Genomic DNA, 16,183 nt, shown 5'->3' with positions numbered 1-16,183 from the left:
AGTTCAAGATAAGCTAACCTAAAGTCCCTTATTCTCCGTATCCTTGCGGATTGGCAGAGTGCCAGTTCCATGCACTTTGAATGATATCTTCCAAATCTGCATGCTGCGGGTTCCATCCAAGGACGCTACGCGCTTTGTCAGAGGAAGCTACCAGCACAGCCGGATCGCCGGCACGGCGTTCTTGAATGACTACAGGAATTTCAAGTCCAGTAACCTTCTTCGCCGTTTCAATCACCTGTTTTACCGAGAATCCAAGTCCATTGCCCAGGTTGAAAATATTGCTGCTGCTTCCGCTGCGCAGGTAAGTTACCGCACGAACATGGGCGTCAGCCAGATCGCTGACATGGATGTAGTCGCGCACACAAGTACCGTCTTCTGTAGGATAGTCATCTCCGAAAACTGCGATACTGTCACGTTGCTTCAAGGCCGTTTGCAATACCAGCGGCACCAAATGACTTTCTGGACGATGGTCTTCACCGATTTTGCCACTGGCATGTGCACCAGCTGCATTGAAGTAACGCAATGCTACGTATTTGATGCCCAGTACTTTATCAAACCAAGCCATCATCCGTTCCATGGTCAACTTAGTTTCTCCATACACATTGGCTGGTTCAGTGCGGTCTGTTTCTTCAATCGGCACCTTTTCCGGTTCGCCGTAGGTTGCGGCTGTGGACGAGAATACGATCTTGTTCACGCCCGCTTTTTGCATAGCTTCTAGAAGACACTGTGTACCATATACGTTGTTGTCGTAATATTTTACAGGGTCCTTCATGCTTTCTCCGACCAAAGAGCTTGCAGCAAAATGGATAACCGCTTCAATCTCATTTTCAGCGAACAGCTTACCCAGCAGTTCTTTATCACGCAGATCACCTTCGTACAGCTTGCCACCCAGCAACGCCTCACGATGCCCTGTTAGCAGATTGTCGAGGACCACCACTTCTTCGCCACGATCCAGCAGCTCCGCTACAGTATGAGACCCAATATACCCTGCTCCACCTGTTACTAAAATCGCCATCTGATTACACTCCCTTCAATTCTTGGACACCATTACCGATGCCGCAAACGTAGAACTCGCCAACCAAACCAGATCTTGTGGTATAGGCTTCACCAACTTCACGAATAAAACGTTCTATATCATCTTCATGTACCAAAGATACTGTACAGCCTCCGAAACCCGCGCCAGTCATACGGGAACCGAGTGTACCTGGGATGCGCCCAGCTTCTTCAACCATAATATCAAGCTCTGCACAGCTAACTTCATACAAATCGCGCAAGGATGCATGCGAATCATTCATGAACTGTCCAAACTGCTTCAGATCATTGTTTTTTAATACCTCAACGGAATCTAGCACGCGTTGATTCTCTTCCACAACATGGCGAGCGCGGCGTCTTACAATTTCGTCTGTGATTTTATCTTGATGTGCTTCGAACTGTTCACGATTAAGCTGTGCCAGATAAGCTAGTGAAGGCACTTCTTTTTGCAAAATAGCCAATGCCTCATCACACTGCTGACGGCGTTCATTGTACTTGGAATCTACAAGCCCTCTGCGTTTGTTCGTGTTGCCGATAACCAATTTGTATGAACCTGTGATGAACGGTACCAAATTGTACTCAAGTGTGTCGCACATCAGCAGGATCGCATGATCGCGTTTGCCGTTAGCAACTGCGAACTGATCCATAATTCCGGAGTTTACACCTACGTACTGGTTCTCAGCACGCTGGGACAAAAGTGCAATCTCAACAGTGTCTGTATCGCCACCTTCGAGAGTCAGGAACGCATAAGCAGTAACGACTTCAAGAGAGGCCGAGGAGGACAAGCCTGCTCCATTCGGAATATCGCCATGGAACAGCAGATCGTACCCTTTGGATACTGGTGTGCTTTTCTTATCCAGCTCAACCATTACCCCAATCGGATAGTCAATCCATTCACCCGTTTTGGCCTTGCCAATTTCGCTATAATCAATAGAAGCTTCGTAAGGAAAATTAGTTGATGCAAAATTCACTTTGCTGTCACTACGTGGACGCACAATCAGCGTTGTACCGAATTCCAAAGCTGCGGGAAGTACATACCCGCCGTTATAATCCAAGTGCTCTCCGATGAGATTGACACGACCTGGTGCATAAAACACCTTAGCCTCTTCCCCGCTCACCCCATATTTTTCAATAAATTTGTTATTAAGTTCCTGTATGCTCATTAATGCCACTCCATCCTTTCGCTGCTTCAGCCAGTGGGAATTAGTAAAGCGTTCTTTATGTACTCATTATAATAGATTCATTCATCCTCTGATAATGCAATCATGTGTGTAATGTATGGATAAATGTGACTTCCCATAATATAATAATTACATATATTACTGTTACTCTCTAAACTATAAGCCATTAAATGACATTAACACAAGAAAGGCTGTCCCAAATGGAGCATACTTATTCCGTAGGATCCAATCCAGTGTATTACGATAAACAGAACCTTCATGTACTGTTTGCCGGCCAGAGTCAGACCCTGCCCATGCATCAAGCTGGACCCAAGATCTATGATTATTATCTGCTGCATTTCATAGAATCTGGATCGGGCGTTTTCCGTACAGAACATCATAAATATGAGTTGGGTAAAGGGGACTGCTTCTTGATCCATCCGGGACAATTAGTCAGTTACGTCTCGGATAAAGACCAGCCCTGGTGCTATCGCTGGGCAGCTTTTACTGGCAGCGAAGCTGACGATCTGGTGCTGCAGACAGGGTTCACACCACAACAGCCTGTGGTGACTACAACAGGTGAAAGCCTCATTCCAGGTGCCCTGTCCAGCATCATGCAAGCCTTCAACGCCAACAAAGAGAGTGCCCATCTGACTTCGCTTGGCTATCTCTATCTCATTGTCGGCGAAGCAGCTGATTTGCTCTCTTCCTTCTCCCGTCTGCCCGGCGCAGAATCACAGGTTAAGCGTACTGTGAAGCAAATGATCCACTACATGGCTTCTCAATATGCGCACCCGGTCTCTATTGAACAAATGTGTGATACGTTGGGTTATAATCGAGCCTACCTGTCCCGTGTATTTAAGCAAGAGACCGGATTATCTCCGGTGACCTACTTGCTGAAGCTGCGGATTGAAAAGTCCAGACAACTGCTGCGTGAACGACCGGAGCTGTCCGTGGAACAGGTAGCAGCATCTGTGGGGCTCACCGATGCTTTATACTTCTCTCGCCAATTCAAACGGTTTTGTGCCCAGTCACCGACGGCTTACCGGATGACTACAACGAGACAAGCAGAGAAACCTGAACGTTAGTCTGCCCTTTAATCCATAAATCCACTATACAACAACAGCCCGCCTTCCTTAACGTAAGGAACCGGGCTGTTACTGTGTTCAATATGCTATAGTTCTGTCTTTAGAATCGTTTCAATCCGCTCTAACTCCTCCGGACTGAAATCAGGATTAGCTAAAGCAGCTATATTCTCTTCAATCTGATCCACTCTGCTTGCTCCAATTAGGGCAGAAGTAACCTTGCCACCCCGGAGTGTCCAAGCCAGTGCAAACTGAGCCAGACTCTGTCCTCGCGAAACCGCAAGCTGATTAAGTGCGCGAATCCTCCGCTGCACCTCCGGTGTAATCCGGCTCTCATTCAAGGCGGCAGACGGCTTGGCAGCTCTTGACCCTTCTGGAATACCATTCAAATATTTGTTGGTTAACAAGCCTTCAGCCAAGGGTGTAAAAGCGATGCTTCCTACACCACTATGTTCCAGTACATCCTGTAAGCCACCCTCAATCCAACGATCGAGCATAGAATAACTAGGCTGATGGATTAAGAGCGGTGTGCCCAGGCTTTTTAGAATACTGAGGGCTTCAGCCGTCTGCTCCGCATTATAGTTGGATAGTCCTATATATAAAGCTTTGCCAGAACGTACCGCATAATCCAGCGCCTGCATGGTTTCTTCAAGCGGTGTTTCCGGGTCTGGACGATGAGAGTAATAAATATCAACATAATCTAGGCCTAGCCGCTTCAGGCTCTGATCCAGACTAGCCAGCATATATTTACGTGAACCCCATTCCCCATAAGGGCCGGGCCACATGTTATACCCTGCTTTTGTAGAAATCACTATTTCATCACGATAAGGATACATATCATTGGCAAGAACTTTACCGAACAGCTCTTCTGCTGAACCAGCTGGTGGACCATAGTTGTTGGCCAGATCAAAATGGGTAATTCCAAGATCAAAAGCACGAGTGATCATTTCTCTGCCGTTCTCGTAATTATCGATCCCACCAAAATTCTGCCATAATCCTAATGAGATTGCTGGGAGCTTGAGACCTGAGTTCCCGCAACGATTATAACGCATGTTGTCATACCGTTTATCGTCTGCTACATATACCATTGCTTATCCCTGCCTCTCATTACACGCTGTTGTGAGCCTACCTTATCTTTAAACTTCTGAGCGTAATAATAATCTGGCAAGAGAAACCAAAGGACAGCTTTTTCCTTCTAGCTTAATAGATCCTTGACACTGCCCATTACTTTTCCAATTCGATCTGTAATCAGCAGATCCGCCTGATCATCATAAGGTGTGGGATCTCCGTTCAGCAGCACCGTACGTTTGCCCCGGAAGTAAGTCACCAGACTGGCCGCAGGTTGAACCGTTAGCGAGGTTCCACCAATAATAAGCATATCTGCAGAGGCAATCGCTGCTACAGAGCCCATAAGCACGGAGTGATCCAATTCTTCTTCATATAAAACCACATCCGGCTTGATAATTCCGCCACATTCCGGGCAGTGAGGAACGATCTCAGTCATTTCCAGCAGTTGATCCAGCCCGTAATACCGTGAGCAGTCCATACAATAGTTGCGATGGATCGAACCATGCAGCTCAAGGACACTACGGCTACCCGCCTGCTGGTGCAGGCCGTCAATATTTTGCGTAATCACCGCTTTCAGCTTCCCCTGCTGTTCCAACTCCGCTAGTAGCTGATGCGCACCATTCGGACGGGCCTCTGGATGAATCATTTTACTGCGGTAAAAATCAAAAAAAATGTCCGGTGAGGACATAAAAAAAGTGCGGCTCAGCATCACTTCAGGTGGATAAGGTGAATTGTGCTGAGTTTGATATAATCCAGCTGCGGAGCGGAAATCAGGAATTCCACTCTCTGTAGACGTACCCGCCCCTCCGAAAAAAACGATATTGTCACTTTCTTTGATCCAAGAAGCAAGTGTCTGCAATTGATCCATGCTAAGTAGCACATCCTTTCCTTTTATTAGCTGATCAGTAAGTGATCCGAAGCTCATTGAAACCGGAAATGATTACATCTGCATCTATAAGGTGCTCCCCATCACCACTGGCGGAAATCCCAATTGCGAGGCGAAGCCCTGCACCTTTACCTAATTGCATATCGGCATTACTGTCCCCAATAATAATCGTCTCTTCAGGCGAAAGCCCTAACTCCCGGCAGGCCAATTCAGCCATTTCAGGAGCTGGTTTTCCGTTTTTTACTCTGTCCCTAGTAACTACCGAATCAAAATAGCCTGCCACATTAAGCCATTCCAAATGCTCTCCGGTGGTCTTTGCCCCGTCGGAGGTAACCACGCCAAGCTTAAGCGATGCCGCAGAGCATTGCTCCAAAAAAGAATGAAGTCCCGCTAAAGGCTGTGCCATACGGCGTCGGCGTAATTCATACATCGCGTTTTTAGTTATGCTTTTCACACGGGTCAGCGCTTCATTCCAAGGAACTCCTGCTGCATATAGCTGCCATGCGAGTACACCGTAACTTTCTTCTTCTGTAGCCATGGTAAGCGGCCCCGCCGGGTCGTACCCTATTAACTTCCCTTGCGGATCATGTTGCGTACCCAGCACCTTGCTGCGCTCTACAATAAATCCCGCTCCCATGATCGCGAGTTGATCTTCCAGTCCACGCAGCACAAGCTCCGCCCAATTCCCCCAGGTGGCTAATAGATCGAGTAACGTCCCGTCTTTATCAAACAATATTCCGGAGCAGGGAACGCATTCATCGTTAATGTGTAATACTGGCATGAATTGTTTCCTCCCTCTGTTGAATGACCCGTAACTACCTCAGATTTCCCAGCCAATCCAACAGGGCACTTACTGTGCGACTCTGCTGTTCTTCCTCGGATATTGTGGCTTCGCCGTCCCCCTTCTGAGGCCCGTAGCTGCCAAATTGCGCATGATTCCCACCTATAATTGAACTATAAACTGTATTATCTGGCAGATAGGAGCGCCCTTTGTTGTAGCTGTCTCTGTCAATCACTTGATCCTCAGTACCCACAACCGATAACACTGACAAAGTAGTCTCTCGCAGACTTCCCTTTTCATCTGGATAAGAGGCTAAGAAAAATACACCTTCCAGCTGGTCCGTATGCTCAATTGCGTAACGCGAGGCCATGACACCCCCAAGTGAATGTCCACCCAGCACAAAAGATTGCTTCGGATGCACACGAATAATCTCTTCTGCGGCATCCCCCTTCGTTACGGCTAAATTAAACGGCATTTTGGCGATGTAGAAGGGATGCCCTGCAGCAGCGACGCTCTTCGCAAGAGGGGAGTAAGCTTCCGGTTTAACCAAAGCCCCAGGATAAAATATAATCGAGGCGCCCTTAGTAATGGAAGGTTCGAACGAGATCCAATTATCATTCTGTTCGACGGTAACTCCACCACTTGAAATCAGTGCGGTTTCGGCTTCTTGAGCCGGTGCATATGGCGTTAAATACTTCCATATCAGCAACCCGGCTACCACTAAAATAATCAATACAAAAATAGCGACGCGACGCTTAGTTATTCTTCTCTTCAACATGTTCCACTCCCAGATGTTAATGCATATAAAAATTATAGTGGAATCCCTCTATTCTAACAACCTTCAACACATCGCCACATTTCGCACACATGATAACGCTTTCTATTGTGACTTAATTCACAATTAAATCAAAGAAAATCTAGTATTTTAAAATTAAATTAATTTGCATACAGCATAATTTGGAGGCTAAATCATGGTAGGGGAAAACTCGCTGGAAACGCGCGGAGAAACCTTTTTTCTCAACCTGCGTTTTATGCTTATTATCACTGTTTTTGCCGGTAATGCAATTGAACCTCTGATTAACAAAATGAGCGGAATACACGGATTATATATGTGGATTTTCAGCTTTCACATGCCGCTGTTCGTACTGGTGACCGGCTATTTCGCCAGAAAAAGCCTTGCCGGAACTACCGGCCGCAAAATGCTGCTGCAAATTGGATTGCAATACCTCATTTTTCAAAGCTTATATTCCGCACTCGACGTTTCCCTCTTTCATGTAAGCAACATCCAGCATTCCATTTTCGCACCCTATCTGCTCCTATGGTTTCTGGCCAGTCATGCCTGCTGGCGCCTCCTGATGCTCGGTATGAGCAGATGGTCCATAACCGCTAAGCTCCTCTTCGCTGTAACAGCGGGGGTGGCTGTCGGATATCTCCAGTTGGACGGTGTATGGTTTAGCATCAGCCGTACCTTTGTATATTTGCCTTTTTTCATTATCGGCTATCATTTCTCCTTCGAAACCTTCGTCAAGCTCTATCAGAAATATATCAAAATCTTTGCAGCAGCCGCCTCCATTCTACTCCTTGCCATCATGGCCGCATGGGGGGCAGGATTTCCCTTTGGCTGGTTATATGGCAGCATGACCTATATGCAGATTGATGCCAATGTATGGTATGCAGGCGTATACCGTCTGGGACTGTACGGACTACAAATTGTCGCTTCACTCGCTTTCCTCGGCCTCGTACCTTACGGAGCGAGCCGCATGACCGACTGGGGGCGCCGCACGTTGTATGTTTTCCTGCTTCATGGTTTTATCGTTCGTCTGGCTGCCGTTTCCGGGATTTACACCTATATTGGCAATGCTGCTGGGGCAGTAGTCCTGCTGCTCACCGCCGTATTATTCACCGTATTGCTGGCTCAGCCGTCCGTTAAACGGCTCTTTCACCCGCTGGTTGAGCCGTCCGTTGACTGGATGATCACCCTTCAGCGTGCCGCCCTACGGCGCACACTCTAGCTTTACATCCAGAACAAACAAAGCAAGGCGGTTCCTTGGATACGAAGATTCGTTTCCGAGGAACCGCCTTGCTTTGTTCATCTCCTAAGCTAAAGTTCTACTTCATCCTGATCCATGGTATATTTTACCTTCATCATAATATGTTGTTCATAATCGCCAAACTGGCGCCCAAACAGGTTAAGTCCGCCTTGATGAACTGCATCAGGGTTGATTCCAATGCGCAGCCGCAATTTGGGGCTCCGGTTAATCAGAAGATCATTTAAGGAAACATTCGACACCTTCTCCATATCAAGTGTCGTCTTTTCATGGTCAACACGCCAGGTCTTGAGAAACCCGTATTGTGTAGATCCATCCCACCACCAGTTCGGATTCAGCTTGCCCCGCCTGTCACCGAAATCACCGGGACTGGTCCACATGCCGATCTCCGATCCATTCACCCATACAGAGATGTTCGAAGGCCAGTTCTGGTCATAATTCGGAGCTTCCGAACAGATCTCCATGGATAATTCCAGCGATTCAATTTGTGCTCCGGAGGGGATATCCATAGGCAGCAAATATTCCAGAAATCCTTTGCGGAGCCAGATCAGCTGAGCGTTGACATGTTTAGGGTGATAAAAGCTCGACGGTTCATCTTCTTTGATAATAAGACCCTCGCTATTAGCCATTCCGCAAGTAGGAGATACCTCACAGTCGCTATAATGGCCGATCGGCATCTCTACTTCATAGACATGAGTTAATCCCTTTGACATCGGTTCTTTCAAATTCAAGGCAATATGAAGATCATCATAATTCCGGCTGCAAACTTTCATTGCCCCGCGTGAAGCCGGAAGCAATTCTGTATGAATTAACTCTGCTGCTTCTAATACTTTAATATTGCTTGCTACCGTCGACACTGGAAGCTTCAGCCTCTCAGCGATTTCAATAATATTTAAGTTTTTGGAGTTTAAGAGCCGAAGAATATCAACCCTAGAACGAGTTGATAAAGCATGCGTTACTGTGACTAATTTTTCCGGGTCGTTTAAGCTAAGTTCCAGCACAAATCAGCTCTCCTTGTATCCTAATAATTATCCTAATCTTACTTCTTAATGAGATGAAAAACAATTACACCTACAAGCCCTTTCACCTAGAAATGACCTCCGGAAAACCGGAAGCCATTTCATATGTCTCTTAGGTTTGTTCGATTCACAATGGCTTAATATCAATGAAATCAATTTCTCCGTAACCTTCGCCTTTGGTAAAACGAAGCTTGTTCATGCCTGCCTTCAGTTGAACCCGGGCTGTGGACAGCCCCCAATTCTCCCACCCTTTATTGGTGATATAGAATGGGCTGGCAGGTCCTGCATTGACACTAAGCTGAAAATTCGACCAATTCCCGCCAGACGTTCCATTCGCCGTTCGAGCCAAAAGAATATACTCGCCTGCGGCTGCCGCATCAACCGAAAATTCCACGTAACTGTCCGGCGTATCAATATGACCCGCCTTAAGTCCAGCCGAGCCCTTGGGACTCGAAGAGGCATAGGCATCGCCGCCAAATGTCCCTTTTTCCGCTTCGTAGCGGGTATGCATGGTTTCACCTGAAGGCAAAGTTATCGGAAGATTAGGGTCAACGGGAATACCCAGATTAGGTGTATGATCAGCATTCCAGCTGAATTTCTGCATCCGCACCTCGCGGTTCCAGCCAGCGTTATTGTATTTGGCGACATGGTACATGATCCAATCCTCTTGGCCGTCAGGAGACTTTGTAAACGAATGGTGTCCAGGTCCATAAAGTCCATTGCCTGAGGAAAAGATAGGCTGATTGCGTTTATTCCATGATGCCGGATTCAACAGATCACTGGAGATGTCTGCGGTGATCAGTCCCAGACAATAATCATTAGTCCAGCTTCCGCTTGCCGAGTAGACCAAACTAATGACTTCTCCATTTATAATCACCTGTGGTCCTTCATTCACATTTGGGGAATGATTCGTTTCCCAGCTATACGTTGGTCTTGAAATCTCTACGCGTTCGGAATCAATGGTCCAGGGATTACTCATATGCGCGATATAGAGATTCTGCCGCACATTAACATTCCCCTCCCAGCCGGACCAGATAAAATACAGCTCGCCGTTCACTTGCAGCACAGTACCGTCTATAGCCCACTTATTGCTTGAATCTGTGATCTGGCCTTTGTACTGCCAAGTTCCCTGCATCGGGTCTGCCGCTGTGTTCTCCATTACATGCATGCGGTGGTTTACGTTATCTCCGTCGTCCATCGCATAGTAGATATACCAAGCTCCGTTTATATAATGTAGCTCAGGCGCCCAGATGCCGCTACCGCCCGTGTTGACAACTTTAGTAGGCGCTGCATCAATAGTGGTCAACTGGGCTGACTTCCAGAGGGTAACATTGCCACCTGTTGTTTTGGTGAAATAATAGAAGCCATCTGTATGTTTATACACCCATGGGTCCGCCCCGTCCTGCATAACCACATTGTAAAAGTCATTATGATCAGAGACAGCTAGGGTCACCTTCCCCATTGGAAGAATAAGAAGAACACTTAAGGCGACCAGACATTTTTGCTGGAAATTCACTTTCATAATCTATCACATTCCTTTCGAATGAATAGTTACGTAGCGCCTCTAATCTTCAATTGCAGCCTTACGCGCATTGATGCCGCGGATTCGCTCGGGGTCGAACTTCGGCTGTCTGTCATAAGTGTACAGTCCATTGACTTCCTGCTCCACATCGTACAGCTGGGTATAGCAGAATCCAAACATCAGCGGATGATCTAATAAAACATTCGTCAACCCCTCGTAGCGTTCGATAAACATTTGCTCTGAGGTCGGTCTGTCCCCATACCCCCATGATTTTTCATCTTTCTGCTGCGGGTTCCACCAAATTCCGCCATACTCGCTGATGAAGTAAGGTTGACCTTCATACGTTTGGCGATCCGGGAAGGTATTGAATACTTCTCCGCCACTTTTCATCGGTTCATATCTGTCCCGGAACGTCTGCGGATTCTGGTCATAGTCATGAAGATCGAAGATATCTGTAGCCACATGGAAGTTGCCGCTTGTATCAATTACTGGACGTGTTGGATCCATACGTTTTGTTACGTCGTAAACAATCTGGAGCACGGGGTTATGCTGTTTCGCACCGTCCCGGTCCCAGGTCTCATTAAAAGGGCACCAGCCGATCAGCGCGGGATGATTGAAATCACGCTGCATACCTTCGAGCCATTCCGGCAGGAAGTGAGTCAGGCTATCCGCTCCAGTAATATTCAGCCCCCAATTGGCATGCTCTCCCCAGACAAGATAACCTAATTGGTCAGCCCAATAAAGATAACGCGGTTCAAAGATCTTCTCGTGAAGCCTCGCGCCATTGAAGCCAAGCCCTATTGAGATTTCGATGTCTCTGCGCAGATCTTCATCAGTAGGAGCGGTATAGATTCCCTCCGGATAAAAACCTTGATCCAGAACTAACCGCTGAAATACGGATTTCCCATTGATCCGGAATGCCATCCCATCCAGTCGTACCGTGCGGAGTCCAAAATAAGAATGGACCACGTCACTCTCCCGTCCCTGACTATGCAAGGACAACTTCAGGTCATACAATCTGGCGTTTCCAACTTCCCACAAGTGAATCTCTGATAGCGGAATCGTAAGTTTTATAGAGGGTCCGGAAACGATCACACTGCTGTCCCCAACGGGTTTGCCGCCATAAAGAGCAGTGGCCCTAAGCGTGTCCCCCGCAGCGTTCCCTTGTACCTTCATTTCTAGGTGCACACAGCCATTGTCGGGATCAGCGACAACTTTCAGATTAGACAGATAGGTTTCAGGGACTTGCTCAAGCCATACCGTCTGCCAGATTCCTGTAGTGCGTGTATAATCACAGCCGTGCGAATGGAACTGTTCACTCTGCTTGCCCCGTGGCTGTCGTCCCGATCGAACGTCGTCTTCAGCATATACAGTAATCACATTACTTCCCGCTAAAAGATTAGAAGTAATATCAAAGCTAAACGGAGTATATCCTCCGCGGTGCGTACCTACGGATACGCCGTTCACCCAGACCTCCGCCATATAATCAACGGCGCCAAAATGAAGGATAACTCTGCCATTTGTCCAGCTCTCCGGTACGGTAAACTCCCTTTTATACCATACAGCAGCCATAAAATCTTTATATTCTACACCGGACAGCTTGCTTTCCGGACAGAAGGGCACAGTAATTGTCCCTGAGAGATTATGATCGTTAACAGGGTATCCGCGCTCCTTCCCACTTTTGCCATGATCAATTTCGAATTGCCACTGGCCGTTCAGATTGATCCACTCTGGTCGAACAAAGCCAGGGCGGGGATATTCAGGACGCGGAAGCGTTGCTTGTTGTGTCATGGTGTAACTCCTTTTAGTAAATGTTATTTATTGGATATGCATCATGATGTTGCGGATCGCTTCAAGCGGAGCTTTGGGCTGTCTATCATAGGTGAGCAGTCCGTTGATTTCCTGCTCGACATCCGTCAGCTGGGTATAGCAATACCCTTGGATCACCGGGGAAGTGAACATCGGGTCAACCACAGCCTTGAGCTTCATCAGGAAATCCTCTTCATTCTCTGCCCCAGAATAACCCCAGCCCTCCCACTCACTTTTCTTGAAGGCAATTCCACCAAACTCGGATACGAGAATCGGCTGGCCTTGATACGAAGCTCCACCGACAAATATTTTGCGGTTGGCCGGCATCGCATTTACAGAAGATTCTGCCGTGGCATATCTCTCCTCCAGCACTGCCTGATGGCTCTCATAGTCATGAATAGTCACCAAATCTGTAGTCATATGCTCCCACCCATCGTTATACACAACAGGTCTCATCTCATCCAAGGATTTCGTTAAATGATACATAGCCAATCCGTGCTGCTGCTGACGTGTATCAATCTGGACATTGGGAACACCCCAGCTCTCATTAAGCGGAACCCAGGTCACAATACAAGGATGGTTATAGTCGCGCTCGATGATCTCCTGCCATTCCTTCGTGAAGCGGCGGACATACTCCTCGGAATATTCGTAAGCATTGGCTGCCTCACTCCATACCAGCAGGCCGAGCTTATCACACCAATACAGGAACCGGGGATCTTCTGTCTTCTGATGTTTTCTCACCCCGTTAAAGCCCATTTCTTTCGTCAGCTGGGCATCCCGTTTCAGCTCTTCGTCTGTAGGTGCGGTTAGTATCCCGTCAGGGAAGTATCCCTGATCCAGCACCAGTCTCTGGAAATATGGACGGTTATTCAAGCATAGCTTGCCATTTTCAATCGACACCTTGCGCATGCCGAAATAACTCGCCACTTCGTCAATTACTTCCTCATTCCGAAGCAATTGAAATTGAATATCATACAAATTCGGATGCTCAGGGCTCCATAAACGTCCAAGACCATGATCCGCAAAATCACCCAAGCCGATAGTGCGCAGCTGCTCAGCATTCATGACCATATATTGATCTTCCGCAATCACTTCACCGTCATACGATACCGTTATGCGCAGCTTGAGCGGATCAGCAGACTTAAATCCTTGCAGAAAGGTCCGAAGCCGGATTTCATTGCGGTCAATATCTGGTGTCATCATGGTTTTACTCAGATGCACTGCAGACAGCGGTTCAAGCCAGACACTCTGCCAGATTCCGGTTGTGCGGGTATAAAAGATGGCAGCAGACTGCTCCAGCCAATATTGCTTGCCCCGCGGCAAGGTGACATCGCGGCTGAAATCCTCTGCGCGCAGTATGATGGTATTCCTTCCTTTGAGCAGCGAAGGAGTGATATCGACCTGAAATGGTGTATGTCCGCCTTCATGCACGGCCACCAGTTGACCATTCACCCAGACTTTTGCCAAATAATCAACGGCGCCGAAATGGAGGACAATCCGCTTCCCATTCCAACCCTCAGGAACTTCAAAAGTTCTTCTATACCACACAACATCATGAAATGAAGGATCTTCAATCCCGCTAAGCTTGCTCTGAAACGCAAAGGGCACTTGAATAACCCGTGAAAATAAACCCTTTGTGTCCGTCCGATACCATTGTTCTTCCTCACCGACATCTTCATCATCAAACGTAAAATCCCATTCTCCATTTAGGCTAAGCCAATCCTTACGGGCAAATTGGGGTCTTGGATATTCTGGACGTGGAACGGATGTGCTGCTTGCTTCTGTCAACATGGTGTACTTCACTCCTATTAAATAATTTCTATATAAGATGAACTTGTTTTTTTGCCCGCTATCCTTTAATCGAACCTACGTAAACACCTTTAACAAAATATTTTTGCAAGAAAGGATATACCATTAATATAGGAAGCGTAGAAACGACGATCGCACAATACTTAACCAGCTCGCGGAAAGCCGTCTGGCTCTGGGCACTATCGATGACTACCCCGCCTGCACTGCCGATCGAGGTTGCGGTTGCATCATTAGCTACTAATATTTCCTTCATTAATAGCTGCAGTGGGAACAGCTGTCTGTCCTTCAACAACACCATCGCATTAAACCATGAGTTCCAGTTCCCCACTAAATAGTATAAAAAGATTACGGCCAGCGTAGCTTTGGACAGCGGAAGAATCACATTCGTTAAAATATGGGCCTGACTTGCCCCGTCTATGGTAGCCGCTTCTTCCAATTCCTGCGGAATGGCTTGAAAGCTAGTTCGTAGGATAATAATGTTCCATGTGCTTAAAGCACTTGGCAAAATCATGGCCCACAAATTATTGTACAGACCAATATCCTTCATTAATAAGAACCAAGGAATCAACCCGCCGCCAAAAAACATGGTGATTGTAATCAGGATCATGATGAAGTTTTTGAAATACAATCCTCGTCTGGATAATACATAAGCTCCCAGAATGGTCATGATCATGTTGACTAATGTGCCTAATCCTACATATATAATCGTGTTTTTATAGCCGTTGATCAGACTGTTATCTTTAAATACCAGCTTATAGCCATCCAAAGTGAATCCCAGCGGTTTCAGCAAAATGCCTTTATGTGCAATCAACATGCCGGGGTCGCTGACGGAGGCAAACAGGATGTGCAGGATCGGATAAAAACACACCAAGGTTAATGCGGTCAGCAGAGTATAAAGTGTGCCGTCAAATACTCTGTCACCGATGGATTTATGTTTTCGTCTTTTTTTCGCTTTACGCTGCAAATTATCTTTCATAGCTGTCCCTCTTTCTTACCATAAGCTGACCTCGGACCTGCGTTTGGCTATTGTATTGGTCATCCAGAGCAGTCCGAAGTTAACGATTGAGCTGACCAAGCCCACAGCCGTGGAATAACTAAGACTGGCTTCTCTTAAACCGCGACGATACACGTAAGAGGCAATAACATCCGCCGTATCATAGATCAGAGGATTGTACAGCAGGATAATCTTCTCGTACCCGGACGACATCAACCCGCCGATGGCAAAAATAAACAGAATGATGATAACTGGGCTGATCTGCGGCAGCGTAATATGCCACATTTTTTTAATCCGTCCCACTCCGTCAATTTCAGCAGCTTCATATAATGAAGTATCAATGGAACTCATCGCCGCAAGGTAGATGATGCTATCCCAGCCGATGCTCTGCCAAATGCCGGAGAAGGTATAAATCGGCCGGAAGAACGAAGAGTAGCCGAGCAGTGAAGAGTACTCTTTTCCGGTGATAAATTGCAGGATTTGCGTGATAATCCCTTCATCTGCGGCAAAGATATGAATGATCCCGCATACCACCACCAGGGAAATAAAGTGCGGCATATAGGTGATCGTTTGGACCACTTTTTTAAACTTAACCCCACGGATTTCGTTCAGCATCAAGGACAGAATAATCGGAGCTGTAAATCCAAAGGCAATCCCCCAAACATTGAGGAGAAGGGTGTTTTTAACGACCCGCCAGAAATAAGGCCCTTGGAAAAAATCAATAAAGTGCTTAAACCCTACCCACTCGCTCTGGCCAAACCCCAGCAGGGGTTTAAAATCCTTGAAGGCGATCATAACCCCCCACATCGGCCCGTAGCAGAAAATCAGGAACCACGCTACAACAGGGACAGCCAACAGATAGACAAACCAGTTCTTTTTCAAATCCTTCTTAATCACTAACTTGGTATTTTTAGGTTTGGCGTCCTGAGGAATGGGCTTTATCGCTCTGTTTTTTCGTAATATTTCCATA

The 16,183-nt window shown here is 47.0% G+C and carries 14 protein-coding genes; 2 read left to right on the top strand and 12 right to left on the bottom strand.

Annotated elements, in window-relative coordinates; all coding sequences use genetic code 11:
- Positions 1–28: 28 nt before the first annotated feature.
- The gene (gene galE / locus NST25_RS08105) at positions 29–1,015 is read right to left on the bottom strand and encodes a UDP-glucose 4-epimerase GalE (RefSeq protein WP_076126362.1); all 987 of its coding nucleotides are present in this window, start codon (positions 1,013–1,015) and stop codon (positions 29–31) included.
- Between the two features lie 4 nt (positions 1,016–1,019).
- A complete protein-coding gene (locus NST25_RS08100; protein WP_076126360.1) occupies positions 1,020–2,195 on the bottom strand; it encodes a galactokinase in 1,176 nt (391 codons plus the stop codon).
- Between the two features lie 218 nt (positions 2,196–2,413).
- On the opposite strand from NST25_RS08100, the gene NST25_RS08095 reads away from it, so the two are divergent.
- Complete coding sequence (locus NST25_RS08095; protein ID WP_076126358.1) at positions 2,414–3,280, top strand: AraC family transcriptional regulator; 867 nt, start codon at positions 2,414–2,416, stop codon at positions 3,278–3,280.
- 86 nt (positions 3,281–3,366) lie between these two features.
- Here the strand turns inward: NST25_RS08095 and mgrA are convergent, their stop codons facing one another.
- The 4 genes from mgrA to NST25_RS08075 form a co-directional block, all read right to left on the bottom strand.
- Positions 3,367–4,365 carry an L-glyceraldehyde 3-phosphate reductase gene (mgrA, locus tag NST25_RS08090; protein ID WP_076126356.1) on the bottom strand — a complete coding sequence of 333 codons (999 nt, stop codon included), beginning with the start codon at positions 4,363–4,365 and terminating at the stop codon, positions 3,367–3,369.
- Positions 4,366–4,472: 107 nt separating this feature from the next.
- Complete coding sequence (locus NST25_RS08085) at positions 4,473–5,213, bottom strand: NAD-dependent protein deacylase (protein ID WP_076192851.1); 741 nt, start codon at positions 5,211–5,213, stop codon at positions 4,473–4,475.
- 34 nt (positions 5,214–5,247) lie between these two features.
- Positions 5,248–6,012 (bottom strand): HAD-IA family hydrolase, encoded by a 765-nt coding sequence (locus tag NST25_RS08080; RefSeq protein ID WP_036680986.1) that lies wholly within the window; start codon positions 6,010–6,012, stop codon positions 5,248–5,250.
- 34 nt (positions 6,013–6,046) lie between these two features.
- Positions 6,047–6,790, bottom strand: a complete 744-nt coding sequence (locus NST25_RS08075) for an alpha/beta hydrolase (RefSeq protein WP_076126350.1) — start codon at positions 6,788–6,790, stop codon at positions 6,047–6,049.
- Between the two features lie 193 nt (positions 6,791–6,983).
- On the opposite strand from NST25_RS08075, the gene NST25_RS08070 reads away from it, so the two are divergent.
- A complete protein-coding gene (locus tag NST25_RS08070) occupies positions 6,984–8,024 on the top strand; it encodes a fucose 4-O-acetylase (RefSeq protein ID WP_339190213.1) in 1,041 nt (346 codons plus the stop codon).
- A gap of 89 nt (positions 8,025–8,113) precedes the next feature.
- Here NST25_RS08070 and NST25_RS08065 read toward each other — a convergent pair whose 3' ends face one another.
- From NST25_RS08065 to NST25_RS08040, 6 genes are all read right to left on the bottom strand, one after another.
- Positions 8,114–9,061 (bottom strand): ArsR family transcriptional regulator, encoded by a 948-nt coding sequence (locus tag NST25_RS08065; RefSeq protein WP_076126345.1) that lies wholly within the window; start codon positions 9,059–9,061, stop codon positions 8,114–8,116.
- A 145-nt stretch (positions 9,062–9,206) separates the two neighbouring features.
- Positions 9,207–10,601: a family 43 glycosylhydrolase gene (locus tag NST25_RS08060; protein ID WP_339190212.1), complete on the bottom strand. Its 1,395-nt coding sequence runs from the start codon at positions 10,599–10,601 to the stop codon at positions 9,207–9,209.
- Positions 10,602–10,643: 42 nt separating this feature from the next.
- Complete coding sequence (locus tag NST25_RS08055; RefSeq protein WP_076141371.1) at positions 10,644–12,392, bottom strand: sugar-binding domain-containing protein; 1,749 nt, start codon at positions 12,390–12,392, stop codon at positions 10,644–10,646.
- Positions 12,393–12,419: 27 nt separating this feature from the next.
- Positions 12,420–14,201, bottom strand: a complete 1,782-nt coding sequence (locus NST25_RS08050; RefSeq protein WP_339190210.1) for a sugar-binding domain-containing protein — start codon at positions 14,199–14,201, stop codon at positions 12,420–12,422.
- Positions 14,202–14,259: 58 nt separating this feature from the next.
- Positions 14,260–15,195: a carbohydrate ABC transporter permease gene (locus NST25_RS08045; RefSeq protein WP_076126337.1), complete on the bottom strand. Its 936-nt coding sequence runs from the start codon at positions 15,193–15,195 to the stop codon at positions 14,260–14,262.
- A 15-nt stretch (positions 15,196–15,210) separates the two neighbouring features.
- Positions 15,211–16,182, bottom strand: a complete 972-nt coding sequence (locus tag NST25_RS08040; RefSeq protein ID WP_036680973.1) for an ABC transporter permease subunit — start codon at positions 16,180–16,182, stop codon at positions 15,211–15,213.
- Position 16,183 lies beyond the last annotated feature (1 nt).

The organism is Paenibacillus sp. FSL E2-0190 (assembly GCF_037992965.1).
GTDB lineage: Bacteria > Bacillota > Bacilli > Paenibacillales > Paenibacillaceae > Paenibacillus_AQ > Paenibacillus_AQ odorifer.
The sequence above is the reverse complement of the archived record's forward strand: the minus strand, read 5'-3'. Positions and strand labels throughout refer to the sequence as shown.

Coding starts and splice junctions, on each gene's coding strand:
- galE (WP_076126362.1), bottom strand. CDS start 1,015: ATGGCGATTTTAGTAACAGGTGGAGCAGGGTATATTGGGTCTCATACT.
- NST25_RS08100 (WP_076126360.1), bottom strand. CDS start 2,195: ATGAGCATACAGGAACTTAATAACAAATTTATTGAAAAATATGGGGTG.
- NST25_RS08095 (WP_076126358.1), top strand. CDS start 2,414: ATGGAGCATACTTATTCCGTAGGATCCAATCCAGTGTATTACGATAAA.
- mgrA (WP_076126356.1), bottom strand. CDS start 4,365: ATGGTATATGTAGCAGACGATAAACGGTATGACAACATGCGTTATAAT.
- NST25_RS08085 (WP_076192851.1), bottom strand. CDS start 5,213: ATGGATCAATTGCAGACACTTGCTTCTTGGATCAAAGAAAGTGACAAT.
- NST25_RS08080 (WP_036680986.1), bottom strand. CDS start 6,012: ATGCCAGTATTACACATTAACGATGAATGCGTTCCCTGCTCCGGAATA.
- NST25_RS08075 (WP_076126350.1), bottom strand. CDS start 6,790: ATGTTGAAGAGAAGAATAACTAAGCGTCGCGTCGCTATTTTTGTATTG.
- NST25_RS08070 (WP_339190213.1), top strand. CDS start 6,984: ATGGTAGGGGAAAACTCGCTGGAAACGCGCGGAGAAACCTTTTTTCTC.
- NST25_RS08060 (WP_339190212.1), bottom strand. CDS start 10,601: ATGAAAGTGAATTTCCAGCAAAAATGTCTGGTCGCCTTAAGTGTTCTT.
- NST25_RS08055 (WP_076141371.1), bottom strand. CDS start 12,392: ATGACACAACAAGCAACGCTTCCGCGTCCTGAATATCCCCGCCCTGGC.
- NST25_RS08050 (WP_339190210.1), bottom strand. CDS start 14,201: ATGTTGACAGAAGCAAGCAGCACATCCGTTCCACGTCCAGAATATCCA.
- NST25_RS08045 (WP_076126337.1), bottom strand. CDS start 15,195: ATGAAAGATAATTTGCAGCGTAAAGCGAAAAAAAGACGAAAACATAAA.
- NST25_RS08040 (WP_036680973.1), bottom strand. CDS start 16,182: ATGGAAATATTACGAAAAAACAGAGCGATAAAGCCCATTCCTCAGGAC.